The sequence below is a fragment of the Streptomyces thermovulgaris genome, assembly GCF_002155915.1.
In the GTDB taxonomy this organism is placed as follows: domain Bacteria; phylum Actinomycetota; class Actinomycetes; order Streptomycetales; family Streptomycetaceae; genus Streptomyces; species Streptomyces thermovulgaris.
In genome coordinates, this window is record NZ_MUME01000021.1 from 205 (window position 1) to 24,688 (window position 24,484).

Below are 24,484 nucleotides of genomic sequence, written 5' to 3' on the forward strand. Positions count from 1 at the left end.
GGCGCCGCCCGGAGACGGTCGGCGAAGCGATCCACTGCCTGGATCAGAGAAGTCGTGTCCACCACACCGCGAGATTACGCGTCGTCGCACGCCTGTTGCCAATGCGCAGGCACTCGGGCACGGTGACGTGAAGGACCGGCTACATCGAATGTGTCCGGAGGCGCCGATGTCCCACGTCTTCTCCGAGGAGACCCATCGCAATCTGCTCGCCCGCATCCCCCGCTGCACCGGTCGTGAGATCTCCGACTGGCTGCGCACCGTCGAAGAAGGTCCCGCCCTCGGCTTCGAGGAGAAGGTCCGCTGGCTCCGTCACGAACACAACCTCGCCTACGGCCACGCCAAGGCGATCATCCACGAGTACGACCTGAGGAGGGCCGCGCGCAGGCTGCGCTAGGAGGTGCCGTACGGATCCGGGCCGGCTCCGGTGCGCGGGGCGCCCCGCGGCCGCGGCGGGATCCGGACGCTCTCCTCCAGCTCCTGAGCACGTCCCCCGTGCCCGAGCGCGTACCGCCGCCCGGCACGACGAAGGGCCCCGGGAACGCTCCCGGGGCCCTTTCGTCCGTATGCGTCACAGGTGCCCGGTGCCTCGTCGAGGAACCGGCCGTGGTTCAGTCGTTCTGGTTGAGGATCGCGATGAGCCGCAGGAACTCCAGGTAGATCCACACCAGCGTCAGCGTGAGACCGAAGGCCGCGAGCCAGGCCTCCTCGCGCGGCGCACCGTAGGCGATGCCGTCCTCGACCTGCTTGAAGTCCAGGGCGAGGAAGCAGGCGCCGAGGATGATGCCGACGACACCGAAGAAGATGCCCAGCGGGCCGCTGCGGAAGCCGAGGCCGTCACCGCCGCCGAACACGGCGAACAGCAGGTTCACCATCATCAGCAGCACGAAGCCGAGCGTCGCCGCCATCACAAAGCCGTAGAACCGGCGGTTGACGCGGATCCAGCCCGCCTTGTACGCCACCAGCACACCGGCGAAGACCGCCATCGTGCCGAGCACGGCCTGCATGGCCGCGCCGCTGGCGACGTGGGTGTCGACAATGCTGGAGACGACACCGAGGAACACGCCCTCGACAGCGGCGTAGGCCAGGATCAGCGCGGGCGAGGCCTTGCGCTTGAAGGACTGCACCAGGGCCAGCACCATGCCGATCAGCGCGGCACCGATCCCGATGGCGTAGGAACGGCCGATGTTGGCGGCGTCGACCGGCAGCAGCGCCCAGGCGAGCGCGGCCGTCACGACCAGGGTGCCGAGCGTGGACGCCGTGCGCAGGACGACGTCGTCCATCGTCATCCGGCCGGCGGTGACCGGGGCCTGCGGCGGTGCGCCGTACTGCAGATCCTGCTGAGCGTAAGGGTTCTGCGCGTAGGGGTTGCCGACCGGCTGGGCGTACGGGTTGCCCTGCGCGTACGGGTTGCCCTGCGTGCCGACTGCGGGGCCCCCGGCCTGCGGCGCGGTGTTGAAGCCCGCGTAGCCGTTGTCGCGGCTGAACCCCCGTCGCGAGAAGACCGGGTTTCTGCTCCTCATCTCACTCCTCCATGGCCACACGGCGCGGCCTTGGTCCAAGAGTAATGGAAAGGCAAAGGACGGACCCTAGTACCTCAGAAGGATCTTTTTTCCTTCCCCTGCTGCCGAACACGCTACGCGACCAGGTGATTCCCGGCCACGGACGATCTCATTCATGACCAAGCCGCTACACGTCCGGAACCGGCCGGAGACACCGAACGGGTGTCCGCGCCGTCGCCCGTTCGCCGGTAGCCCGTCCGGCGGCCCGCCGGTCTGCCGGTCCGTCAGTCGAGCGGGAACCCGGTGTATCCCTCGGCGAAGTCGGCCGCTGCGGCCCGGCAGGAGCCGATGCGGTCCAGGCGGGCCAGTTGCAGACGCCGGTCGAACGGGGTGGCGCCGGGGGCCCGGTGCAGCATCGTCGTCAGGTCGTGGCTGAACCGCTCGGCCTGCCAGACACGCCGCGGGCAGGCCGCCGAGTAGGCGTCGAGCAGCGCGTCGGACCCGGTCTCCCGCCGGTGCACCAGCGCCCGTGCGAAGGTGACGGCGTCCCCGATGGCGAGGTTCAGTCCCTTGGCCCCGGTCGGCGGCACGATGTGGACGGCGTCCCCGGCGAGGAACAGCCGGCCGTGGCGCATGGGCTCATGGACGTAGGAGCGCACGGGGGTCACCGACTTCCGGGTGACCGGCCCGCGCCGCAGGGTCCAGGCGTCGTCCGTCTCGAGCCGCCGCTCGAGCTCGTCCCAGATCCGCTCGTCGCTCCACTCCTCGGCGTCGGTGTCCGCCGGCACCTGGAGGTGGAGACGGGAGACGGACGGGGAGCGCATGGACAGCAGGGCGGACCCGCGGTCGTGGCGGGCGTAGACCAGCTCGTGGTGCGAGGGGGCACGTCCGCGAGGATGCCGAGCCAGCCTAAGGGGTACGTCCGCTCGAACACCCGGGAGACCGAGGCGGGGATCGCCCTGCGGGCCACGCCCCGAAAGCCGTCGCACCCGACGACGTAGTCGCACACGAGGACGTCCTCGCGCCCCTCGTGGCGGAACCGGACGGAGGGCCGGTCGGTCCCGGCCCCCTCCACGGCCAGTGCCTCGGCCTCGAACAGCAGCGGGCCGCCCTCCTTGGGCTGCAGGGCGACGAGGTCCTTGCACACCTCGGTCCGGGCGTAGACCGTCACGGACCGCCCGCCGGTGAGCGCGGGGAAGTCGATGTGCTGCCGGCGCCGGTCGAAGCGCAGCTCGATCCCGTCGTGCCGGAGCCCCTCGCGGTCCATCCGCTCCCCGGCCCCGGCCGCACGCAGCACGTCGACGGTGCCCTGCTCCAGGACCCCGGCCCGCTGGCGCTGCTCGACATGGGCGCGGTCCCGGCTCTCCAGCACGACCGCGTCGATGCCGGCGTTGTGGAGCAGCCGGGCGAGCAGCAGGCCGGCCGGTCCGGCTCCGATGATGCCGACGGTGGTGCGCATCGGTCGTTCCCTTCGGGTGGGCGCCCGTGACCGAGGACGGAATCGAGCGCGTTCGCACGACGGACGGCTTTCGCGGGGGCACCCCCGGGATTCCGCCCGCCCCCACCCGCTGTCACCGGTGCCCGCACCCAGAGCGACCACCGGACGGCGGTGCGGGCCGGCGGGCCTGTCGGCACCGGTGGCCCGATCAGGACACGCGACCACGCACAGCGAAAGCATGCGCACGGCCTGCAAGACCTGACCCGAAGTCATGAATGGCTCTTTGAAGAGGAATTCAGTCCAAATCGGTTCAACACAACTCTCGTCTCGGAGAGTTGACCAGCGGCTTGATCCCGTCCGGGCCGGCTCAGCCCGGGGTCAGCGTTCGGGCCTGGGAGGCCGCTGCATCAGCGCGGCTGCGGCCTCGTCGAGGGCGATCTTCCCCTGGAGCAAGGCGGCCATCACCTCGGTGATGGGCATCTCCACGCCGTGGACACGGGCCAGGTCGAGGATCGCCGTGGCGGACTTCACGCCCTCGGTGGTCTGCCGGGTGGCGGCCGTCGCCTCCGCAACGGTCATGCCCTGGCCGAGGTGAGCGCCGAAGGTGCGGTTCCGGGACAACGGGGACGAGCAGGTGGCCACCAGGTCGCCCATGCCGGACAGCCCAGCCGGCGTCGCGGGACGGGCGCCCATACGGACCGCGAGGCGGGTGGTCTCCGCCAGGCCGCGGGTGATGAGCACCGCTGCGGCGTTGTCGCCCAGGCCCATGCCGGCAGCGATACCGACCGCGAGAGCGATGACGTTCTTCACTGCGCCGCCCAGCTCGCAGCCGATCACGTCGGTGCTGGTGTAGGGGCGGAAGTACGAGGTGCGGCAGGCCTGCTGAAAGCGCCGCGCGACGTCCTCGTCGGGGCAGGCGACGGTCGCGGCAGCGGGCCGGCCGGCCATGATCTCGCGTGCGAGGTTCGGCCCGGACAGCACCGCGATCCGGTCCGCGGGCACACCGGTCACCTGCGCGACGACCTGACTCGCCCGCAGCCCGGTGTCCGTCTCGATGCCCTTCATCAGCGACACGATCACGGTGTCCGGCCCGATGTGCGGCGCCCACACTGCGAGGTTGGCCCGCAGGGTCTGTGCGGGGACGGACAGCACGAGGTAGTCCGCGCCCTCCAGCGCGGCGGCCGGATCGGTGGTGGCCGTCAGAGAAGCGGGCAGGTCGACGTCCGGGAAGTAGTCCGGGTTCCGGTGCCGGGTGTTGATCCCGTCGGCGACCTCGCTGCGGCGGGCGTGCACGATCACATCGCTGCCGGCGTCGGCAAGGATCTTGGCTGCTGCGGTGCCCCAGGAACCGGCCGAGAACACCGCCGCACGGACGGGGCGGGGCCGGCTCACGGGAGGGTCCTTTCGCTGGGGGCAGGCCATGGTCGGGATGCCGACCGGGCCGGGCCATCGTATCGGTCGCGCCGGACACGGCCGGGACATTGCGGGGTGGCGCGGGGGCGGCAGGATCGCCCGGCCCTCGTGCACGACCGCCGAGGCGTGCAGCACCGCCCAGCCGTCACGCAGCAGCATGCCTCGCGGCATCTCGCGGGCCGGGCGGGCGGTCGCCGTGGCGACGGGCTCGACGTCACACCCGATGACCGTCAGGCTCGCCCCGGCAGGCTCGGACCGGTAGGCGAGCGCCTGGTCCGGCGAGACGGCCCGGACGACGCCGCTCTCCTCGCAGCGCGTCACAAGGAGCTGCGCCTTCGCGCAGACGGCGCTGGTGTGCGGGGCCTGTGTGACCGCAAGCGCGGCCTCCCCGTACGCGCCCGGGTCGATCTCGGCCAGCACAAGCGGGCCCGCACACACGCTCTGCGGCTCCACCTCGACCGCCTTCCACCACTGCCCGAAGTACCGGGCGCTCCAGTCGGTGACGGCCCGCTCGACGGACACGACGCTCACCTCGGCGCCGGCGGTCTCCAGACGTACGGCATGGCCGGTCGTCCTCAGTTCCTCCCGGATGGAGGCAGTCGGGCGGAAATACCACGCACAGCCGCATGGACAGCACGGAGCAGGAAGCCCCTCACGCAGCCCGGCGGCCATCGGAACGCCGCCGGCGTCCCGCCCCTTGCGCGCCGGCAGAAGTCCTTCACGGGCTGCTTCCGGCCTTCGCCGAGGGGACCGGGAAAGCGGCACAGGATCAGCGGACCGGAGCGACGCGGCACCCGTGGACGCGTGCCGTGCGCTCCCCGGGAACGCCAGAGCCCGCTCCCAACGGCTCATGTCCGTTCATCAGCGGGCTCTGCGGCCTCGGCTGCCCGGTGGCGTTGCTGGGCGAGCCGGACCACCGCCCACACCAGCCGCGGGTCGCACAGCTCTCCGGGGGAGTCCATGGGAACCGCCCAGTACGCACGCCCCTTCGGCTCCGTGCGGTCCACCGCCGGCACGCCCAGAAAGCAGTCCCGGCCCAGGCACTCCAGGCCGGGAAAGGCCCGGGGCGGACGCCGCCACGCGGTGGAGCCGGGAACCAGGACGTAATAGTGGTCCGCATACCTGCTGTGAATCACCGGACCGCCGTCCAGCGCACGACGGAGAAAGCCGTTCACCTCCGCCTCGTCGGCCGTCTGCGCCGCAGCACGCACCAGGTCCCCCGGCATCCGGACGGCGGAGAAGATCCCACCGCACGCCAGAAGCGCCGCACCGTGCGTCAGCCACTCGCGGCGGGCCACGTCCCGGTCCCGGGCGGCGGACAGAAGCCAGTACGCGACCGCGAGCTGCCGCTCCCACCCCGACACCTGGACGGCGTCCTCCACTGCGTGCTGTTCGTTCGGCGGCGTCGGACGGGTCACCGGTCGCTCACCTCTGCAAGGGCCGCGCAGTAGCTGGCGAGGGAGTGGCGGATCTTCTCGCCGGGGGTCAAGTCCCACGTTTCGTCTGCCTCTTCCTCCCGGGGCAGCGCATCCCCGCGCGTCCCCCGGCCCGGCGGGAGGGCGCCCCAGCCGTCCGGGCCGGTGCGCGCCTCCACCACCTCGTCGGCAAGCGCACACCGGCCGGTCGTCGGCAGAACGGACAGAGTGCGGGTATCCGGCTTGACGGCGTGGCAGGGCAACGGGACCTGCTTGCGGCCGTGCCCGGCCATGGCAGCCGAGCCGACCGGGCGCGGGACGAGGACAGCGCCCGCCGCAGGCGCGCGGGACTGCGGCAGCGGATGCACGCCCGGCACGGCACAGGCGAAGGTGCCGCACGTACGGCCTTGCCCGGGCCGGTACCGGTGGCCCGGAACGACGGACCACTCCAGTGCGGCCCACGCGCACACGACGGCGACCGGGGCGCGGGTGTCGATCGGCACCATCGCCGATACCCCCAGGTGATCAGTCAGACACGAACAGTGGCCACCTCAGGATTACCCGCAAAGGCGTTCCCAACCCTAAGAATTCCTCAGGGGCGCTCATCGGCAGGGATCACGCGCCCGTTGTGCACCCCGTGCCTAACTGACGAGTTCCATGTTCCGGATGAGCCCGGACAGTGTCGCCGCCTGCGAGGGCACCCCGACCCGGGCGAGGTCGGAGACCAGAGCGCGGGCCATCGGGTCGGCGTACACGTAGTAGGGAGCCTGTCCGGCGGCCTCACGCAGTTTGACGACGGCCGAAGCGCTGCGCCCCATGCGGTGCAGTGCCCGTGCTTCGTCGATCGCGAAGTGCGTGCGCCGCTCCTTGCTCGGAACCTTGGTGACGTCCGCGTGGGGCACTCTCTTCAGCCCGGCATCGGGCTGGTCGACCTCGACTCCGGCCTCCACCGCGTGGACGGCGACCGTGCCCCGTCCGAACACTGTCTGGGCTTCCAGGTCGTACCAGTCGGGACCGAGCCGGTCGGCGTCCTCCAGCGCCGCATCGATACGCGCCCACGCGTCATCGGCGCGCCCGCCACGCGCGTGACCGATCGCCGCCCGCAGATGCAGTGCGCCCCGCAGGGACACGGCCCGCTCGTCCGCGCTCCGCCCGCTCGCATACGGCTCCAGGTCCCGCAGCGCGGCATCCGCGACGGCGACCGCCTCCTTGAGCGTGGCCTGGTGCAGCAGTGCTCCGCACCGGTCCCACGCCACCGCGGCTTTCATCACAGGGTCACCGAGCTGCGTCGCCGCACCGGCCGCGACCTCCGCCGACACCCATGCGAGATCCGGGTAGCCGAGCTGGTTGAGACACATGCGCGCCGTACGGGCGGCGTCCGCCAGGAGCCGGAGCGCGTCCTCGCGGCCGGAGCCGTCGAGGAGCAGGAGCGCGGTGTTCAGATCCTCGACGAGCGGCGGCAGCACCATGGCCACACGCGGCAGATTCGCCGCCTGCCGTGCGCTGTTCGCCTCCTGGGTCCGGCGTCGCAACGCCTCCAGGTCGGCCGGCGCCCCCGAGGGACTCATGCCCGGATGCCCGGACAGAATCAGCCCGGACCGGCGCAGAGCCGTCCGCAGGGCGGGGATGTGGGCGTGCGCGAGGCTGCCGCCGTTGTGCTGAAGCCGGTAGGGCTGCCCGAGCAGCCACACCACGTCGACGTCACACCGCTCGGCGATCGCGGTGATGACGGAGAATCGGTCAAGCGCTAAACGACCGTTCTCGACTCCTGCGACCCAGTCGGCTGTGCGACCGAGGAAATCCCCCAGTTCGACCTGAGTCAACCCAGCCGCATTACGGGCGATCCGGACACGAGCACCGATGTGCTCGTCACTGGCGAGAGGCATATGGTGTCCTCCCTTCCGACCTCGACCCCCCGAACGGTACTCCGAGTTGACACCCCGCGACCCTTGAGTTCACGGGAGTTGACGTGTAGCACTCCAGTTCGCGGTCCTGCCGCAGAGCCAGGTTCGCCTCCACCTGGCCCGCCACCCCGCACTGCCCCTCCGGAAAGAGGAAGCCGCCTGCTCCGCCCCCACACCGACACAACCAAGACACGGAACCACCACAACGGGCGTATGCGCGCGGTTCGCAAGAGTTGACCCAGAGTGATGACCGATGCCCGGATTCGGGCTCGAACCGACATCACCCCACTGCAAAACCGCAGGTCAGAGCACTGACCTGCGGGTTCCTTCCCAGCTCACCCCGTCTCAGCCCACGTCTGGTGTTCCCGTGGGAACGCCGTTGCACATGGGCGGGAACACGCAACCCCGCCTCCAAGCAGAGCACATGGCCGAAACCTGTACAGCGCACGGGCATGGCCGTCGATCTGGGGTCAGTGCTCGGGCTTGGGAGGCCGCTGCATAGCGGCTTCACCCTCGTATACGAGGCGCGTATACACCGGCGCGGCCACCCGGGGAAGGTGGCCGCGCCTGTCTTGCTCCACGGGCCGCTGCGTGGCCGTCAGGCACGCGAGGACTCGGTCCCGTAGCGTGCGGGCCGTCGGCGCACATGGGCATCGGCGGTGTGCGGTGCGGTGACGACGCTGTGGTCGGGGATGGTGCGTGCGGCGAGGGTGACGCCGCTGGCGATCCGGCAGTCGCGGCCGACTGCGAGGCCGGGGCCGAGGCTGATGTTGTTGCCGGTCTGGACCCGGTCACCGATCAGAGCGCCGAACCGCGGTGTGCCGCAGCGGTAGAGGCCGTCGGGGGTACGCAGGACGATCTCCCGTTCCGGGGTGCGCATGTGGGGGCTCCACATGCTGATGGCCGCGACGGTCAGGTTGGCGGACAGGTGGGCGTCGGCGCCGACGAGGGTGCGGTTGAGGCCGATACGGTGGCCGAGGACGGTCCGCTCGCCGAGGAACGCGCGGGTGACCTCGCAGTTGAAGCCGACCGACACACCGGCACACAGCACGGAGCCGGCGCGGACGGTGGAGAACTCCCACACCCGTACGCGGGGACCAATGATCACGTCATCGCCGATGATCGCGGTCGGGTGGATCTGCGCGGTGGGGTGGATGCGGTGCGGGAGCCGGGCCAGGGCCTGGCGGTGCCAGTCCTCCCAGAGCGCGAGGAAATCGGCCAGCTCGGCCTTCTCCAGCTGCTCGTACGGGGTGCCGTCCAGCATTCCGCTGGTGGGGGCGGTGAGGTAGTCGCCGAGGCGGATGGTGGGCATGGTGGCCTTCCGGTATGTGGTCGGTGGCCGGCGCCGGACGGTTAGCATCACCGGCACCGGAGTCGAGGACGGGAGTTCATCCGTGCGTCATCCGCGCGTAGGCGTCGCCATCTTGACCATGGGCACGCGGTCCGCCGAGCTGGCCGACCTGCTGGAGTCGGTCGCCGGGCAGGACACGCCTGCCGCGCGGGTGGTGGTCGTCGGCAACGGAGCACCGCTGCCGCCTCTGCCCGAGTGGGTCACCGGTGTGGAGCTGCCGGAGAACCTGGGCGTGACCGGCGGCCGTAACGCCGCCCTGGCCCGGCTGCGGAAGTTCGGGGACGTCGATGTGGTGGTGAACCTGGACGACGACGGCCTGCTGATCAGCCCGGACGTCTTCACCCGGCTGACACAGCTGTACGCGGCGGACGAGCAGCTGGGCATCGTCGGTTTCCGCATCGCCGACGAGCGAGGCCGCACCCAGCGCCGCCACGTCCCGCGCCTGCGCGCATCGGATCCGACGCGGGGCGGGCCGGTGACGACGTTCCTGGGCGGCGGACACGCCCTGTCCATGCGGATGCTGAACCGGATCGGCGGCTGGCCCGAGCCGTTCTTCTACGCGCACGAGGAGACCGACCTGGCCTGGCGGGCGCTGGACGCGGGCTGGAAGGTGCTCTACGCGCCGGAGCTGGTGCTCCAACACCCGTGGACATCGCCGACCCGGCACGCGGTCTTCCATCGCATGGTCGCCCGCAACCGGGTCTGGCTCGCCAAACGACACCTTCCCGCCCCTCTCGTCCCCGCCTATCTGGGTGTCTGGATCGCGCTGACCGTGGCCCGCACCAGATCGGCGGCGGGGCTGCGGGCCTGGTTCGACGGGTTCGCCGAAGGCCTGCGCACACCGTGCCCGCCCCGTCGGCCGATGCGGTGGGCCACGGTGTGGCGGATGACCCGGCTGGGCCGGCCGCCGGTCGTCTGATCAGACGGCCGGGGCCTCGGCCCGCAGCCACGCGGGGATCGCCCCGGGAGTCCCCAGCCAGTCCACATAGCGGGCCACCCCCTCTGTGAGGGTGATCGTCGGCCGCCATCCGAGCACCGCCTCCATGCGGTGGGTGGCCGCGTAGCCGCCGAGCGGATCACCAGGCGGCATCGGCGTCTCCACCAGCCGGGTGCCCGGATACCGCTCGGCGATCAGCTCCGCCACCCTGCGGATGCTGGTGGGAATGCCGGCGCCGATGCTGATCGTCTCGTTGTGGGCTCGCGGGGCGACGAGGGCGCGCACGGTGGCGGCGGCGATGTCGTCGACGTGCACCAGGTCCCGGACCTGGTGGCCACCGCCGTTGAGATGCAGGGGCAGCCCTAAAGCGGCGCGGGTGGCGAACCAGGCCACCACCCACGAGTGGCTGTTCTTCTTGACCACCTGCGGATCGCCGTAGACGGAGAAGTACCGCACAACCGTGTACGAGGTGCCCACGGCGCCCAGGGTGAGAGCGGTCTGCGTCTCGCCCCACGCCTTGGTGTTGGCGTAGACGGACATCGGCCGCAATCGCGTGTGCTCGTGGAACTGCGGCGGCACCCGCCCGTACACGGCTTCCAGCAGCTTCCTGACAGTCCGGTACTCCTCGCACGGGCGGGCCCAGTCCTCCGGGTCGCCGTTGCCGTAGACGCTGGCCGAGGAGACGAAGACCAGCCGGCGGCTCCGCTCGCAGGCGGCTACCGCGTCGAGCAGAACCTGGGTGCCGCTGATGTTGGTGTGAATCGCCGCCATGGGCTTGCGGGTACAGGCGGCGACATCCGCCAGGGCGGCGGCATGGATCACGTAGTCGGACTCGGCCACCACCCTCTTCACCAGGTCCGAGTCCTGAACGCTGCCGACGACGACGTCCGGGTCGGACGGGTCGACACCGAACAGGTCCCGGTAGGTGTGCTGCGGGTAGGCGTCCAGCGTGCACAGAGAGATCGGCCGGGCCCCGACCTGGCGCAGGTAGCCGGCGATCCGGCTGCCGATCAGCCCGGCCCCACCGGTGACCAGCACGGTCCGGCCGGCGAGCTCTTTCAAGAGGGTGTCGTGCACAGTGCCTCCTAGCAGTAGCCCGGCCGCAGGTCCGGCCGGATTGACCATGTACGTGATCAGCAGGCGGCGATGGCAATCAGCCGTGTGACGGCGAACGGCGTGCAGAGGATGCAGCGGCCGGCCGTGCCTGCCCGGCTGACCGGCTTTCAACCCGCCCCAGAGTCGCCCGGGACGCCCTGATGGGCCTGGATGCCCGGCCGCCTTGTGTCTCCGGTCTCGAGGTGACGCCTGTCTCGGGGCGGGGCCATGGGGTCAGGTGGCAGTTCCGACGCGGCCCATTAGAAGGCGACGCCGACCACGAGCATGACGATCAAGAAGCACAGGATCGCCACGTACAGAGCTTGACCGACCGCGCTGTCGGGTCTCCAGTGGCTCATGGCTGCTCACCCGTGATCTCTGCGGCCTCGACGGCCCGTTGGCGTTCCTGGGCGAGCTGGACCACCGCCCACACCAGCCGCGGGTCGCACAGCTCTCCGGGGGAGTCCATGGGAACCGCCCAGTACGCACGCCCCTTCGGCTCCGTACGGTCCACCGCCGGCACGCCCAGAAAGCAGTCCCGGCCCAGGCACTCCAGGCCCGGAAAGGCCCGGGGCGGACGCCGCCACGCGGTGGAGCCGGGAACCAGGGCGTAGTACTGGTCCGAGTACCTGCCGTGGATCACCGGACCGCCATCCAGCGCACGGCGGAGAAAACCGTTCACCTCCGCCTCATCAGCCGTCTGCGCCGCCGCACGCACCAGATCCCCCGGCAACCGCACGGCAGCGAAGATCCCACCGCACGCCAGAAGCGCCGCACCCTGCAACAGCCACTCCCGGCGGGCCGCATCCCGGTCCCGGGCAGCGGACAAGAGCCAGTGCGCGACCGCGAGCTGCCGCTCCCACCCCGGCACCACGACGCCCTCGAGCGCGTGCTGTTCGTTCGTCGCGCCGCTCACTCCGCGGTCCCCCTTTCCGCCGCATGCAACAGCCACTGGTCGGTGCGCAGCGGCATGGTCGGGGCTGCGGACGACAGCCAGTGCTCAATCGGCGTGCGGGATGGTGCCGGCGCCCTATGCGGCCTGTTCACGATGGGAGCTCCCTCCGTGGACCTCCGTTCACATACGAGCCAACTCCCTTCCGCCACGCCGGTGTGGACGCCCGCCCGGACTTTTGGGCGGACTTTTCGCGTGAGTGGACATTCCACGTCTGCCTCTGCCGCTACGGTCGGCAGACAGGGAGCACCGGAGGTACGCCGTGGCCGAGACGCCATCGCTGTTCGAACAGGCATGCATCGCCCATGGCTGGGACACGCCCGCCAAATTCATCCGCGCCTTCGAGGAGACCGCAGTCTTACTCGCCGAGCCGACAACCGTGACCGCTCGTCAAGTCCGCCGCTGGTGGCGGGATGTTCCGCCACCCACACCACGCGCACGTGCCTGGCGTGTCATCCACGCCATGCTGGGCGTGAACCCCGTTGAGTTGGGCTTCCCCAACCCACCGCCCGGTGTCACCGTGGAGAGAGCACCACTCCTCGCACAGGAAGGCAGCAGCGTGGACCGACGGGCATTCCTCGCCGACTCGATCGGCGTCGTTGCAGCCACCGGTCTCCCCGAGCCCGTGGCCCACCTCTCCCCGGCTGGACGGCAGGGCGCCATCGGCACCACCCACCTGCTGGAGTTACAGGAAGGTCTGCGTTCCCTCTACCACCTGGACGACTCGTACGGTGGAGGTGACGTCCGTCCTCTGGCCGTCCGCCACCTCCACCGGATCCGCCGCATCATCAACACGTCGACGTACTCGGATGCCCTGGGTCGGCAGCTCCAGCTCCTCGCCGGCGAGACCGCCGAGCATTGCGCCTGGCTCTACTACGACGCCAACGACCAGGATCAGGCCCGCCGTTACTGGGGTGAGGCCCTGACGACGGCCACCATGCTGCGGGACACGTCCCTCGCAATCCTCGTCCTGGCCTCCCTGAGCTTGCAGGCCAGCAACGAGGGCCGCCCCCGCGATGGCTACGACCTGGCCCGGGCCGCCCAGGATCAAGCAACCCGTTTCGGCTCCCCCACCCTGCAATCCCTGCTTGCTTCCCGAGAGGCATGGGCTCTGTCCCTCATGGGTGATCACACTGGTGCCCGCAGGCGTCTGGCGGAGGCCATGCGCCTGCTGGATCGCTCCGGCCACGGCCGACCCTCCCCTGAGTGGGCGGCGTTCCACAGCGCTGCCGAACTCGACTACACCCAAGGGTTGCTCCACACCGAGAACGGCCACCACGACCGTGCCGTGCACTTCATGCGGGCCGCGCTGGAACACCAGGACCGCGCCTACGGCCGCAACCGTGTCCTGTACCGGCTCACACTCGCCCGCACCCTGATCCAGGCCGGTGACGCGGACGAGGGCGCCGGCCATGCCAGGGATTGCCTCGGGCACCTCGACGAGATCGAGTCAGGGCGCGTCATGCAGCGTCTCTCGGAGGTCGCCGACCTCCTCGACCGGGTGGACGCCGCCGACGTCCGGGACACCGCCCAGCAACTACGCGAGTACGCCCACGCCCGGGGAGCCGCCTGATGCACGAGATCCACTACACCCGGCACGACGGCCAGGCCGCTGCCGGGCAGCTCGACGCATTCCTGTCGGCGTACGAGGAGGTCTACGCAGAGCCGCCCTACTGCGAAGGGCCGCGCGATGTCGCCGAGTTCATCGACCACTACCAGGTCCACGTCCGCCGCCCCGGAATGCGGCTCATCCTGGCCTGGGACGCGGAGGAGGTGGTGGGCTTCACCTACGGCCACCACCTCGCCCCGGAGACCCGCTGGTGGCACAGCCTCCAGGACGTCACGCTGCCGGACAGCTTCGTACGGGAGGACGGCCGCCGCACCTTCGCCGTCATCGAACTCGCCGTGCGCAAGCCCTGGCGCCGCCGCGGCATCGCCGCTGCCCTGCACACGCGGCTGCTCGACGACCTGGATGTCGAGCGCGTCACCCTCGCCGTACGGCCCGAGCCGGAAGCCGCAGCAGCCCGCGCCGCCTATCAGGCATGGGGGTACCGCAAAGTCGGGACGTCCCGCCCCTGGCAGGACGCCCCGCTGTACAACTGCATGATCCGCGAGCTGCGCTGATCCCAGCCCACGCCACCTCACCGCACCAGGTGCACGCAGGTACCGGTACGTCCTGCGGGCGTCCGACAGCGGGGACACCGGACCGCCCGGCCCACCGTCTCCCGTCGGCACGGCGTTGGACACGGCCAAGTTGAAGGAGAACAAGGTCCGTTCACATGCCAGAGCTGCCGCGCGGATGACGGCGCCGCCCTCGGCGTCCACCGCTTCCGTGCGCCGTGCGCACCGCGCCCCGCCCTGCCCTGCGGGGCATGAGGAAGCCGCCTTCCCCGGCTCCCCCACGCCGACGCTTCCAAGACACGCGACCACCACAACGAGCGCATACGCACGGTCAACAAGCATTGACCGTGCGTAATGAGCGGTGCCCGGAGCCGGACTCGAACCGGCACGCCCGCGAAGGGGCAGCGAGGTTTAAGCTCGCCGTGTCTACGTTCCACCATCCGGGCAGGCCATGGGGTCCACGCTGGGGCTCCGAGCCTATCGGGATGCTTTCCCCCGGCAGAGGGCGGGTCGACTCATGTTGTCTTATTTCATTGGTAACTGATGGTGCGTCAGAACCTAGAAGCAGCCATCGGTACTCGCCAATAGCCTTGCCCATCGTGGTCGGCCACATACACGGAATGACGGAATCTCGTCGTCCAAACCGGGGCGCTCCCCCCGTTCTTGGCGCCCCCGCCCGGACGTGCGCCCCGGGGCGACCGTCATCCTCCAGTCCGGGGCGGCCGTCAACCTCCGGTATGACTCGCCCGGGCGCGGTCCGCCCCTGGTCGTCCTCCGGAACCGGAACTGCGGGTGACTCCAGCGGCCCGATCGGCCACGACGATGGTTCACATCCCCGAGAACCTCGTCGTTCCTTCAGGAGCACACCTGTGACCACTTCCTCCATCGCCGGCCGTACCACCACCGTGGCCGCATGCGCCAGGGATCTGTCGAAGATCTACGGAGAGGGCGAGACCCGGGTGGTCGCCCTCGACCGGGTCTCGGTCGACTTCCGGAAGGCCGAGTTCACGGCGATCATGGGGCCGTCCGGATCCGGCAAGTCCACGCTGATGCACTGTGTGGCGGGCCTGGACACCTTCTCCTCCGGTTCGGTGCGCATCGGTGACACCGAGCTCGGCTCACTGAAGGACAAGCAGCTCACCAGGCTGCGCCGGGACAAGATCGGCTTCATCTTCCAGGCGTTCAACCTGCTGCCGACGCTCACGGCCCTGGAGAACATCACCCTCCCGATGGACATCGCCGGCCGCAGGCCGGACCAGGAGTGGCTGAAGTCCGTGATCGACATGGTGGGGCTCGCCGACCGGCTGAACCACCGGCCCTCCCAGCTCTCCGGCGGTCAGCAGCAGCGCGTCGCCGTCGCCCGCGCCCTGGCCTCCCGGCCGGAGATCATCTTCGGTGACGAGCCCACCGGGAACCTCGACTCGCGCGCCGGCGCCGAGGTGCTCGGCTTCCTGCGCAACTCCGTGCGCGACCTCGGCCAGACCGTGGTGATGGTGACCCACGACCCGGTGGCGGCGTCGTACGCGGACCGAGTCGTCTTCCTCGCGGACGGCCGGATCGTGGACGAGGTGTACGACCCCACGGCGGACGCGGTCCTCGACCGGATGCGGCGCCTTCCCGGAGGGACCTCCCGGCCCCTCGAGTCCGACGGCGCCGGCCGCGCCGGCTGATCCCCCACCTTCGCACACGCACCTCTGGACTGAGACAGAACCATGTTCCGCACCGCCTTGCGCAACGTCCTCGCGCACAAGGCCCGGCTCCTCATGACCGTGCTCGCCGTGATGCTCGGCGTCGCCTTCGTGTCCGGGACCCTCGTCTTCACCGACAGCCTCTCGCAGGCGTACCAGAACGGCTCCGCCAAGGGCTACAGCCATGTCGACGTGGCCGTACGGCCCGTGCACCAGCAGAGCAAGGGCGACCGGCTCGGCAAGGAGACCGAACTGACCCGGGCCCTGCTGGACGACAGCGCCCGCGTACCGGGAGCCGCCTCCGCCATCGGCGTCGTCCAGGGCTTCACCGCGATCGCCGACAAGAACGGCAAGCTGATCAGCGAGAACTTCCCGTCCCGGGGCGGCAACTACTGGGGCGGCAAGGACCCCCGGTACCCGCTGAAGTCCGGCACCGCCCCGCGGGGCGAGGACCAGGTCCTCATCGACTCCGAGACCGCCCGCCGCGCCGGCTACAAGGTCGGCGACACCATCCGCATCTCCGTCGACGGCCCCGTCCTCACCCCCACCGTCACCGGCATCTTCACCACCGACGACGGTCATGTCGCCGCCGGCGGCAGCCTCGCCCTGTTCGACACGGCGACCGCGCAGAAGCTGTTCGACAAGCCGGGCACGTACGACGAGATCGCCGTGAAGGCGAAGGCGGGCGTCAGCCAGGCGGAGCTGAAGGCGCAGCTGGACCGGGCGCTGCCCCGTGACCGGGTCGAGACGGTCACCGGCAAGCGGCTCGCCGAGCAGGAGGCGCGGACGATCGAGGCCTCGATGAGCGGAATGAAGCGGGGCCTGCTGGTCTTCGCCGGGATCTCGCTGTTCGTCGGTACGTTCATCATCGCCAACACCTTCACCATGCTGGTCGCCCAGCGCACCAGGGAACTGGCGCTGCTGCGCGCGGTCGGCGCCTCCCGCCGGCAGATCACCCGGTCCGTGCTGATCGAGGCGTTCGTGGTGGGCGCGGTGGCCGCCGTGACCGGTCTGATCGCCGGCATCGGTATCGCCGAGGTGCTGAAGTCCCTGGTGAAGGCGCTGGGTGCCGTCATCCCGGAGGGGCCGGTGGTCATCGCCCCCGGCACCGTCCTCAGTGCCCTGGCGGTCGGTGTCCTGGTGACCATGCTGGCCGCATGGCTGCCCGGCCGGCGGGCCGCCAGGATCCCGCCGGTGGCGGCGATGAGCAGCGTGCACGCGAAGGCCACCACCAAGTCGCTGGTGCTGCGCAACACCGTCGGCGCCCTGTTCTCGGCGGCCGGTGCCACCGCGATCCTGGCGGCCACGACGATGGACACGAACACCGCCCAGACCGTCATGGCGCTCGGCGCCGTGCTCCTCATCACCGGTGTGTTCGTCCTGACGCCGCTGCTGTCCCGCCCGCTGATCGCCGCCGCGGCCCCGGCCCTGCGCGCCTTCGGGGTCGCCGGCAAGCTGGCCCGGCAGAACGCGGTGCGCAACCCGCGCCGTACGGCGGCCACCGCGGCCGCGCTGATGATCGGCCTGACCTTGATCACCGGCATGACGGTGACGGCGCTCAGCCTGCAGCGCGGGATCGACAAGATGGCCTCGTCCGCGCTCCGCGCCGACTACGTGGTGTTCATGGCGAACGGCAACTTCCTCTCCCCGGAGGTCGAGAAGAAGCTGCGCACCGTCGAGGACGTCACCGCCACCAGCCCGCTGCGCAACTCGCCCTCCCGCATCGAGGGCCAGACCGAGTACCTGACCGGTGTCGACGGCGCCGCCTTCGGCAAGCTGACGAACCTGAAGGTCAAGGACGGCTCCTTCACCATCGGCGGCACCCGGGTCGTCGTCGATGAGAAGACCGCCAAGTGGTACGGGTGGAAGGCCGGTTCGCGCTTCACCGTCACCTATGAGGACGGCAAGAAGCAGAAGCTGACGGTCGCCGGGCTCTACGAGGGCAACGAGATGATCCGCGGGATCATGCTGGACAACGCCACCCTCTCCCCGCACCAGTCCGACCCCACCGACATGCAGGTCCTGGTCAAGACCGCCGACGGTCCGTCCGACGCGACCAAGGACAGGCTGGTCAAGGCCCTCGGCTCCAACCCGGGCATCAAGATCCAGGACAAGAAGGGCCTCTCCCAGGAGATCGGCCAGATGTTCAGCCTGATGCTGAACATGCTCTACGGCCTGCTCGCCATGGCGGTGATCGTGGCGGTCCTCGGAGTCATCAACACCCTGGCGATGTCGGTCTTCGAGCGCGCCCAGGAGATCGGCATGCTCCGTGCGATCGGCCTGGACCGCAGGGGCATCAAGCGGATGGTCCGTCTGGAGTCCCTGGTGATCTCCCTGTTCGGCGGGGTCCTCGGCGTCGGGCTCGGTGTGTTCTTCGGCTGGGCCGCCGGAGAGCTGCTCTCCACCAAGCTCGAGACGTACGAGCTGATCCTGCCCTGGGAGAGGCTGGCGGTCTTCCTGCTGCTGGCGGCGACGGTCGGTGTGCTGGCCGCCCTGTGGCCGGCCCGGCGCGCGGCCCGTATGAACATGCTGCAGGCGATCAAGGCGGAGTAATCAAGGCGGGAGTAGCCGCACCCGTACGGCGAAGGGCCCTGTTCCACGTGAAACGGGGCCCTTCGCCCCTGTGTCCGCCCGGCGGTCCGCGCCGGATGATCCGCACGCCTCCTGCACGGGCCGTTACGCGCCCCAGGTACGGGACCGCAGCGGCATCCCCGAGTCGCCGGACTCGGGGGTCCTCACCGCCAGCACCTGGTTGACGCCGATGCGGTTGCGCTCGAAGGCGACGGCCGAGGCCGCCATGTACAGCTTCCAGACGCGGGCACGGCCGGGACCGGCGAGCTGCACCGCGCGGTCCCAGTGCGTCTCCAGGTTGGCGACCCAGCGGCGCAGGGTGAGCGCGTAGTGCTCGCGGAGCGACTCCAGGTCGCGCACCTCGAACCCGGCGCGTTCCAGCTGGGTGACGGTGGTGCCGACGGGGGCGAGTTCACCGTCGGGGAAGACATAGGCGTCGATGAACTCGTCCACCCGGTACGCCGACTCGTCGCGCTGCGGGCGGCGGCCGATCTGATGGTTGAGAAGCCGCCCGCCGGGCCTGAGCAGGGAGTGCAGGACCCGCGCGTACTCCAGATAGGGGGCGGCGCCGACGTGTTCGGCCATGCCGATGGAGGAGATGGCGTCGTACGGCCCGTCGTCCACGTCCCGGTAGTCCTGGACACGGATCTCCACCCGGTCGGTGAGCCCTTCGTCGGCGGCGCGTTTGCGGGCGTAGGTGGCCTGTTCCCGGGACAGGGTGACACCGACGGCGCTCACACCGTGCTCACGGGCCGCGTGCAGGACCAGGGAGCCCCAGCCGCAGCCGACGTCGAGAAGACGCCGACCGGGTTTCAGGTCCAGCTTGCGGCAGACGAGTTCGAGCTTGTCCTGCTGGGCCTGCTCGAGGGTGGCGTCGGATCCGGAGGCGGGCCAGTAGGCGCAGGAGTACACCATGGACGGGCCGAGGACGAGTTCGTAGAAGTCGTTGCCGACGTCGTAGTGGTGGCTGATGGCCCGTCTGTCGCTGCGCCGGGTGTGCACGGGGCCGCGGCGCCGGCGGACCTCCTCGCGGGGCGGGGCGGGCGGCAGCGGGGGCCCGGCCAGCCTCACCAGTCCCCGCACGGCGGTCCGTGCCTCCGGGTCGCGCAGCACCCGGGCGAGCCCGGGGGCGTCCTCCCCGCGCTCCCAGATCAAGCCGGCGAGCAGGTCGAGAGCGGTGAAGAGATCCCCCTCGACCGTCAGGTCCCCGGCCACCCAGGCGCGGGCCAGGCCCAGTTCACCGGGTTTGAACAACAGCCGCCGCAGGGCGCGGCGGTTGCGCACGACGAGCACCGGTGCCCCGGGCGGCCCGGCCTCCGAACCGTCCCAGGCACGCACACGCACCGGGAGCGGAGCCCCCGCCAGCTGTTCGAGGGATCTCGTGAGCCGTGACGCGGCGTCGGGCATGGTGAACACCTCCGTGACGACGAACGCCGGATGTCACCCACCACGTAAACACCGGGACACCCCCGGCGCAGCCCCCGCAACGGCGTCACGCGGGGCAAACACCCCGAAGGGCCCTCCGCACCACGGACGGCGGAGGGCCCTTCGGCCGGTTCGGTGACCGATGGAGAGTCGGATGAGAGTCGGATGGAGGTCAGGACGCCTTGGCCTTCTCCCCGACCTTCTCCTCGGTCTTCTTCTCGGTCGGCACGGCAGCCGGCGCCGGCTTGGCGACCTCGTAGAACCCCTCGCGGGGGTTCTCCACCGCGCCGAGGGAGACGACCTCGCGCTTGAGGAACATGGCGAGGGTCCAGTCGGCGAAGACGCGGATCTTGCGGTTCCAGGTCGGCATGGCCATGCCGTGGTAGATGCGGTGCATGTACCAGGCGAGGCGGCCCTTGAGCCGGATCTTCGCCTTGCCCATGACGATCATCGCCACGCCCTTGTGGAGGCCGAGGCCCGCGACCGCGCCCTTGTTGGCGTGCCGGTAGGGCTTCTGCGGGAAGCCGCGCATACCGGCGATCACGTTGTCGCCGAGGACCTTGGCCTGGCGCAGCGCGTGCTGGGCGTTCGGCGGGCACCAGGCGTTCTCGTTGCCCGCCTCACGGCCGACGAGGTCGGGCACCTGGGCGTTGTCGCCGGCGGCCCAGATGTAGTCGGTGCCGGTGACCTGGAGGGTCGGCTGGGTGTCGATGTGGCCGCGCGGACCGAGCGGCAGGCCGAAGTCGGCCAGCGCCGGGTTGGGCTTGACGCCGGCGGTCCAGACGATCGTGTTGGAGTCGACCTCGAGGCCGTTCTTGAGCACCACGTGGCCGTCGACGCAGGACTCCATGGAGGTGGAGAGGTAGACCTCCACACCGCGGCTCTCCAGGTGCTCCTTGCCGTACTGGCCGAGCTTCGGGCCGACCTCGGGGAGGATCCTGTCGGCGGCGTCGACGAGGATGAAGCGCATGTCCTCGCGGGACACGTTCCGGTAGTACTTGGCCGCGTCCCGGGCCATGTCCTCGACCTCGGCGATGGTCTCGGCCCCGGCGAAGCCGCCACCGATGAAGACGAAGGTGAGCGCCTTGCGGCGGACCTCCTCGTCCTGGGTGGAGTCGGCCTTGTCGAGCTGCTCGAGGACGTGGTTGCGCAGGCCGATGGCCTCCTCGATGCTCTTCATGCCGATGCCCTGCTCGGCGAGGCCGGGGATCGGGAAGGTGCGGGAGACCGCGCCCATCGCGATCACCAGGTAGTCGAAGGGCAGTTCGTAGGAGTCGCCGACCAGCGGGGCGACCGTGGCGACCTTGCGGTCCTGGTCGATGGCAGTGACCCGACCGGTGAGGACCTCCGCCTTGGGCAGGACACGCCGCAGCGGGACGACGACGTGGCGGGGGGAGATGTTGCCGGCGGCGGCTTCGGGCAGGAAGGGCTGGTAGGTCATGTACGACCGGGGGTCGACGACCGTGACGGTCGCCTCGCCGTAGCGCATCTTCTTCAGGATGCGCCGAGCCGCGTACAGGCCTACGTACCCACCGCCCACGATGAGGATCCTGGGACGCTCCGTGGTGCTCATGGCATCGAGTATCCCCCCACCCCAGATGGGGGGCTCGTGCGCCCCTTCACAAGCTTGGGCAAGGCCCGAGTTATAATGCGCGCCCCGTTTTGCGCAGGATCCGCCGCCGAACGGCGGTCACCGTCCGGTTCGGACCGTTGTCAAGACCGCGTGAGCTGCTCCTCTGCAGGGACCGAAGGTCCTACGGGAAAGGGCCGAAGGTCCCTTGTGCACCTCCCGCCGACCCTCTTCCGAGCGCCGTTTCCCGCCCACCGGGCCTCCTGAGGGGCCCTCGGGGGCGCTTTTGCCCGTGCACCGGGCCGACTTCCTTGTGAATAACTTCACGAAGCTTTCCGGAGGGTCGTGCCCAGGGGCGTCCCACAGGCCCCTCTGAGCACCGCCTCTACGGTATCCGACCTGCTCACACAAATGCTACTGACCAGTAGCCTAGGGGCTCGCGCCACCGGCCGTGCGACGCGGCCGAGAGCCGTGCGACGCGGCCGAGGGCCATGGGGCGCCACCGGGGCCACGCGTGAGCGCGGTCCCTGAATTCCGGGCCGTGCGCGCACATGGACGCGTACGTCGGCCGCCCGACCGGGCGCCCCGTGACCGCACGGGAGGCCGGCGCGCATCCCGCCGCCCACGTCGACGGGGCCGGGGAAGGCGCTCCGGCCGTCGTCGCGCGCGGCGGCACTCCGGTGGCGGCGACGGTCCCGGTCGCGGGCTTCGAAGCGCTGGAGGAGGCGGCCGGCCTCATGCCCGCGCGCGAAGCCGAAGCGGTACCGGCCGGGGAGGGCCCGACCGCGACGACGGCGGAACCACTGGCGGCCCTGTTCACCGAGCAGGACGGCGAGAAGGTGTGACGCGCGCCGGCCGCCTCACCGGGCGGTGCAGCGGCACCGCCCGGCCGGCCCCCTCAGCGGACCTCGGCCGCCGTGTGGAAGGCGATGCCGTCGAGGATGTCGTGCTCGCTGACGACGACCTCCCGCGCACCGATGCGCTCCATGATCGCCAGCAGGACCAGGGAGCCCGCGCCGATGACGTCGACACGGCCCGGGTGCAGGGACGGGATGGCCGCGCGCTCGGCGTGCGTGGAGCGGAGCAGCTCCTCCGTGATCTCCCGGACGCGGTCGAGGGAGACACGGGAGTGGTGGATGGCCGCCGAGTCGTACGCGGGCAGGTTCTGGGCGATCGCCGACACCGTCGTCACCGAGCCGGCCAGGCCCACCAGCGTGCGCGCCTCGCGCAGCGGGACCGCCTCCTCGGCGCGGTCGAGCGCGGCCTCGATGTCGGCCCGCATGGCGGCGATCTGCTCCTCGGTGGGCGGGTCGGCGACCACGCCGTCCCGTACCAGGTGGCGCTCGGTCATACGGACGCAGCCCACGTCCACCGAGCGGGCCGCGCGCACATGGTCGTCGCCCACGACGAACTCCGTCGAGCCGCCGCCGATGTCCACCACCAGGAAGGGACGGGCGAGATCCGTGCGCCTCGTCAGTTCCTTCGTGGCGCCCGTGAAGGAGAACTCCGCCTCCTGGTCGCCGGAGATCACCTCCGGCTCGACACCGAGGAGGTCCATCACCCCGTCGACGAACTCCTGGCGGTTCTCGGCGTCCCGCGAGGCGGAGGTGGCCACGAAACGCACCCGCTCGGCGCCGTGCTCCTTGATGATCCCGGCGTACTCGCGGCAGGCGGCGAAGGTCCGCTCGAGCGCCTCGGGGGCGAGCCGGCCGGTGCGGTCCACGCCCTGGCCGAGCCGCACGATGGTCATCCGGCGGTCCAGGTCGACGAGTTCGCCGGTGTGCGGGTCCACGTCCGCCACGAGCAACCGGATGGAATTCGTACCGCAGTCGATGGCGGCGACCCGCGTCACTGCTCGTTCTCCTTCTCTTCCCCGCGCTCTTCCTCGCGGCCCTCGGTCTTCGCGCCTGCCGCGGTCTTCGCGCGTGCCGCCTGCTCCGCGGGTTCGCCGTGTTCGCCGGACACCGTCACGCACGGCCCCTTGCGCCACCACTCGGGCAGCATCGCGAGGGCCTCGTCGCCGAGCGGGTTCACCCCGGGTCCGGCGGCCAGCGCGTGGGCGACCAGGACGTGCAGGCACTTGACCCGGTCCGGCATGCCGCCCGCGCTCGGGAAGCCGGGCAGCTCCTCGATCTCGTCCCGGCGCCGGATGTAGTCCTCGTGCGCCGCCCGGTACGCCGCCGCCAGCTCGGGGTCGGCGGCCAGCCGCGCGGTCATCTCCTTCATCACCCCGCCGGCCTCGAGCGTGCCGATGGCCGAGGCGGCGCGCGGGCACGTCAGGTAGTACAGCGTCGGGAAGGGCGTGCCGTCGGGCAGCCGCGGGGCCGTCTCCACGACGTCCGGCTGCCCGCAGGGGCAGCGGTGCGCGATCGCGCGCAGTCCGCGCGGCGGCCGCCCGAGCTGCTGGGTGCAGGCCTCTACGTCCGCCTCGGTGGGCTCGGTGCGCGGGGTGGGCGGCGGTGGGGTGTGCATGCCTTGTCTACGTCTCTCTGTGGGGTCACTGGCCGGAGGCGTCGGACTTGTCGACGCCGTCCCAGACATTGGCGTACCAGGGGCGGCGGGCCGTGCTCTGCTCGGGGCGGGACTGCCTGGCCCGGCTCGGGTCGATCACGACGTAGCCGATCTCCCCGGGCCTGACATAGTGCAGGCGCTCCCGGATCTGCTGCTCGGCGTAGGCGTCGTCCTGCCAGCGTGCCTTGAGGTCGCGCAGTTCCTCCACCCGCTGCTGGGCCTGCCGCTTCTGCCGCTCGAGCTCGGCGATCTCGGCGCGCTGGGAGAGGTACTGCCGCATCGGGTACGCCAGGGCGACCACCAGCGAGCACACCACCAGCGCGAGCAGCGCCGCACGGCCGGTGAGCCGGGAGCGGCGGGCCTGGCGCCGGGTCTGCGAACGGTAGACGCGGGCCGCGGTCTGCTCGCCGAGCAGTCTGAGCCTGGTCGCGGTGGAGAACCGGTCCCGGTCCTTGACGGCCATCGTCCCCGCCTCCCGTTCATGCGCCTTCATGCCGCCCACATGTGCGTACGTCCCCGCACACGGTACGGGACCGGGTACGGGGACGTACGGACGACTGGCTCACGACCGGCTCAGACCGTGCCCTGGTGCGG

20 protein-coding genes, 1 tRNA gene and 1 pseudogene are annotated in these 24,484 nt (G+C 70.9%); 7 read left to right on the forward strand and 15 right to left on the reverse strand.

What is annotated here, in order from left to right:
• Nucleotides 1-166: 166 nt before the first annotated feature.
• Nucleotides 167-394 carry a DUF4287 domain-containing protein gene (locus CCN35_RS02790; RefSeq protein ID WP_067396851.1) on the forward strand — a complete coding sequence of 76 codons (228 nt, stop codon included), beginning with the start codon at nt 167-169 and terminating at the stop codon, nt 392-394.
• A 214-nt stretch (nt 395-608) separates the two neighbouring features.
• Here CCN35_RS02790 and CCN35_RS02795 read toward each other — a convergent pair whose 3' ends face one another.
• The 7 genes and pseudogenes from CCN35_RS02795 to CCN35_RS02825 form a co-directional block, all read right to left on the reverse strand.
• Complete coding sequence (locus tag CCN35_RS02795) at nt 609-1,520, reverse strand: Bax inhibitor-1/YccA family protein (protein WP_067396795.1); 912 nt, start codon at nt 1,518-1,520, stop codon at nt 609-611.
• 263 nt (nt 1,521-1,783) lie between these two features.
• Nucleotides 1,784-2,958 (reverse strand): annotated as a pseudogene (locus CCN35_RS30035) (4-hydroxybenzoate 3-monooxygenase).
• A 357-nt stretch (nt 2,959-3,315) separates the two neighbouring features.
• Nucleotides 3,316-4,359: an NAD(P)H-dependent glycerol-3-phosphate dehydrogenase gene (locus tag CCN35_RS02805; protein ID WP_067396852.1), complete on the reverse strand. Its 1,044-nt coding sequence runs from the start codon at nt 4,357-4,359 to the stop codon at nt 3,316-3,318.
• An 839-nt stretch (nt 4,360-5,198) separates the two neighbouring features.
• Entirely contained in the window at nt 5,199-5,768 is a 570-nt protein-coding gene (locus CCN35_RS02810) for a hypothetical protein (protein WP_236560648.1), read from the reverse strand.
• Nucleotides 5,765-6,271: a hypothetical protein gene (locus CCN35_RS02815; protein ID WP_086791402.1), complete on the reverse strand. Its 507-nt coding sequence runs from the start codon at nt 6,269-6,271 to the stop codon at nt 5,765-5,767. The genes CCN35_RS02810 and CCN35_RS02815 overlap by 4 nt, the downstream gene beginning before the upstream one ends.
• A gap of 135 nt (nt 6,272-6,406) precedes the next feature.
• Complete coding sequence (locus CCN35_RS02820; protein ID WP_079129815.1) at nt 6,407-7,651, reverse strand: helix-turn-helix domain-containing protein; 1,245 nt, start codon at nt 7,649-7,651, stop codon at nt 6,407-6,409.
• Nucleotides 7,652-8,267: 616 nt separating this feature from the next.
• A complete protein-coding gene (locus tag CCN35_RS02825) occupies nt 8,268-8,981 on the reverse strand; it encodes an LbetaH domain-containing protein (RefSeq protein WP_086791404.1) in 714 nt (237 codons plus the stop codon).
• An 82-nt stretch (nt 8,982-9,063) separates the two neighbouring features.
• Here CCN35_RS02825 and CCN35_RS02830 point away from each other — a divergent pair, with 82 nt between their 5' ends.
• Complete coding sequence (locus CCN35_RS02830) at nt 9,064-9,939, forward strand: glycosyltransferase family 2 protein (protein ID WP_086791406.1); 876 nt, start codon at nt 9,064-9,066, stop codon at nt 9,937-9,939.
• Here the strand turns inward: CCN35_RS02830 and CCN35_RS02835 are convergent, their stop codons facing one another.
• Together CCN35_RS02835 and CCN35_RS02840 are read right to left on the reverse strand one after the other, a co-directional pair.
• Nucleotides 9,940-11,034, reverse strand: a complete 1,095-nt coding sequence (locus CCN35_RS02835; protein ID WP_086791408.1) for an NAD-dependent epimerase/dehydratase family protein — start codon at nt 11,032-11,034, stop codon at nt 9,940-9,942.
• A gap of 373 nt (nt 11,035-11,407) precedes the next feature.
• Complete coding sequence (locus CCN35_RS02840; protein ID WP_245862988.1) at nt 11,408-11,968, reverse strand: hypothetical protein; 561 nt, start codon at nt 11,966-11,968, stop codon at nt 11,408-11,410.
• A 298-nt stretch (nt 11,969-12,266) separates the two neighbouring features.
• Here CCN35_RS02840 and CCN35_RS02845 point away from each other — a divergent pair, with 298 nt between their 5' ends.
• Both CCN35_RS02845 and CCN35_RS02850 read left to right on the forward strand, forming a co-directional pair.
• On the forward strand, nt 12,267-13,577 hold the full coding sequence (locus CCN35_RS02845) for an NsdA family TPR-like regulatory protein (protein ID WP_079129816.1): 1,311 nt from the start codon (nt 12,267-12,269) through the stop codon (nt 13,575-13,577).
• Entirely contained in the window at nt 13,577-14,128 is a 552-nt protein-coding gene (locus tag CCN35_RS02850) for a GNAT family N-acetyltransferase (RefSeq protein WP_067396808.1), read from the forward strand. The genes CCN35_RS02845 and CCN35_RS02850 overlap by 1 nt, the downstream gene beginning before the upstream one ends.
• Before the next feature lie 359 nt (nt 14,129-14,487).
• Here CCN35_RS02850 and CCN35_RS02855 read toward each other — a convergent pair.
• Nucleotides 14,488-14,571, reverse strand: a tRNA-Leu gene (locus tag CCN35_RS02855).
• Nucleotides 14,572-14,994: 423 nt separating this feature from the next.
• On the opposite strand from CCN35_RS02855, the gene CCN35_RS02860 reads away from it, so the two are divergent.
• Both CCN35_RS02860 and CCN35_RS02865 read left to right on the forward strand, forming a co-directional pair.
• Entirely contained in the window at nt 14,995-15,795 is an 801-nt protein-coding gene (locus CCN35_RS02860) for an ABC transporter ATP-binding protein (protein WP_086791410.1), read from the forward strand.
• A gap of 42 nt (nt 15,796-15,837) precedes the next feature.
• Entirely contained in the window at nt 15,838-18,366 is a 2,529-nt protein-coding gene (locus CCN35_RS02865) for an ABC transporter permease (RefSeq protein WP_086791412.1), read from the forward strand.
• Nucleotides 18,367-18,489: 123 nt separating this feature from the next.
• Here the strand turns inward: CCN35_RS02865 and CCN35_RS02870 are convergent, their stop codons facing one another.
• Nucleotides 18,490-19,791, reverse strand: a complete 1,302-nt coding sequence (locus CCN35_RS02870; protein ID WP_086791415.1) for an SAM-dependent methyltransferase — start codon at nt 19,789-19,791, stop codon at nt 18,490-18,492.
• A 190-nt stretch (nt 19,792-19,981) separates the two neighbouring features.
• Nucleotides 19,982-21,382, reverse strand: coding sequence for an NAD(P)/FAD-dependent oxidoreductase (locus CCN35_RS02875; RefSeq protein WP_067396815.1), 1,401 nt, complete (start codon nt 21,380-21,382; stop codon nt 19,982-19,984).
• A gap of 584 nt (nt 21,383-21,966) precedes the next feature.
• Between CCN35_RS02875 and CCN35_RS02880 the strand changes: the two genes are divergently transcribed.
• Nucleotides 21,967-22,224 (forward strand): type II toxin-antitoxin system Phd/YefM family antitoxin, encoded by a 258-nt coding sequence (locus tag CCN35_RS02880; RefSeq protein ID WP_236560650.1) that lies wholly within the window; start codon nt 21,967-21,969, stop codon nt 22,222-22,224.
• Between the two features lie 53 nt (nt 22,225-22,277).
• Here the strand turns inward: CCN35_RS02880 and CCN35_RS02885 are convergent, their stop codons facing one another.
• Genes CCN35_RS02885 through CCN35_RS02895 form a run of 3 tightly spaced genes read right to left on the reverse strand, consistent with a single transcriptional unit; the run spans nt 22,278 to nt 24,353 of the window.
• Entirely contained in the window at nt 22,278-23,231 is a 954-nt protein-coding gene (locus tag CCN35_RS02885; RefSeq protein ID WP_067396818.1) for a Ppx/GppA phosphatase family protein, read from the reverse strand.
• On the reverse strand, nt 23,228-23,851 hold the full coding sequence (locus CCN35_RS02890; RefSeq protein ID WP_245862989.1) for a DUF501 domain-containing protein: 624 nt from the start codon (nt 23,849-23,851) through the stop codon (nt 23,228-23,230). Before CCN35_RS02890 ends, CCN35_RS02885 begins: the two co-directional genes overlap by 4 nt.
• 25 nt (nt 23,852-23,876) lie before the next feature.
• Nucleotides 23,877-24,353: an FtsB family cell division protein gene (locus tag CCN35_RS02895; protein WP_067396856.1), complete on the reverse strand. Its 477-nt coding sequence runs from the start codon at nt 24,351-24,353 to the stop codon at nt 23,877-23,879.
• Nucleotides 24,354-24,484 lie beyond the last annotated feature (131 nt).